The sequence below is a fragment of the Proteus sp. fly-1067 genome, from assembly GCF_040139345.1.
Lineage (GTDB): Bacteria > Pseudomonadota > Gammaproteobacteria > Enterobacterales > Enterobacteriaceae > Proteus > Proteus vulgaris_B.
This window is the reverse complement of sequence record NZ_JBEEUL010000113.1, coordinates 1-685: the sequence shown is the minus strand read 5'-3', so window position 1 is coordinate 685 and position 685 is coordinate 1. Positions and strand designations below refer to the sequence as shown.

Annotated in this window: 2 protein-coding genes; both read right to left on the bottom strand. The window is 43.9% G+C overall.

All coding sequences use genetic code 11. The features are described 5' to 3' along the window. Window positions 1–188: biopolymer transporter ExbD (locus tag ABN217_RS19455; protein WP_349459884.1), on the bottom strand; the 188-nt coding region annotated here is incomplete at its 3' end. A gap of 8 nt (window positions 189–196) precedes the next feature. Further along, on the bottom strand, window positions 197–685 hold a 489-nt coding region (gene exbB, locus ABN217_RS19450), incomplete at its 5' end, for a tonB-system energizer ExbB (RefSeq protein ID WP_349459883.1).

Sequence of the window (685 nt, the reverse complement as noted above, 5' to 3'; positions counted from 1 at the left end):
GGTTTTTCCGGACGCGGCTGTGGTTTTGCTGTCGAAGCAGGTAAATCAACTTTGATATCAACCGTTGCTAATGGAGCAGCAACCATAAAAATGATCAGAAGGACTAACATAACATCAATAAAAGGTGTTACGTTAATTTCATGCATTTCACCGCTATCATCTTGTTCATCGCCTAAACGCATTGCCATAATCGTTGTTACCTTGCTTTACTATTTGCCAGATCGAGGTCACGACCTAATAGTAGCGCAGCCTGTGCTGCAACATCACCAATCTGACCACGATAGTTATTAATCATACGAGCAAAAATGTTATAAATAACCACAGCTGGAATTGCCGCAATCAGACCGATCGCCGTTGCTAATAGTGCTTCGGCAATCCCAGGAGCCACAACAGCTAAGTTAGTTGTTTGTGAGTGAGCAATACCAATGAAGCTATTCATGATCCCCCAAACGGTACCAAATAGCCCCACAAATGGCGAAATTGCGCCAATAGTCGCTAAATACCCATTACCGCGCCCCATATAGCGGCTAATTGCAGCAATCGCTCTCTCTAAGCGGAAGCCAGTTCGTTCTTTAATACCCGCTAAATCAGTACTTTGTGCAGACAGTGTCCTTTCAGCAACCGCTTCATTAAGCAACAAACTAGTCACACTATTTGCTTTGAAATTGCTCGGGATACTAACCGC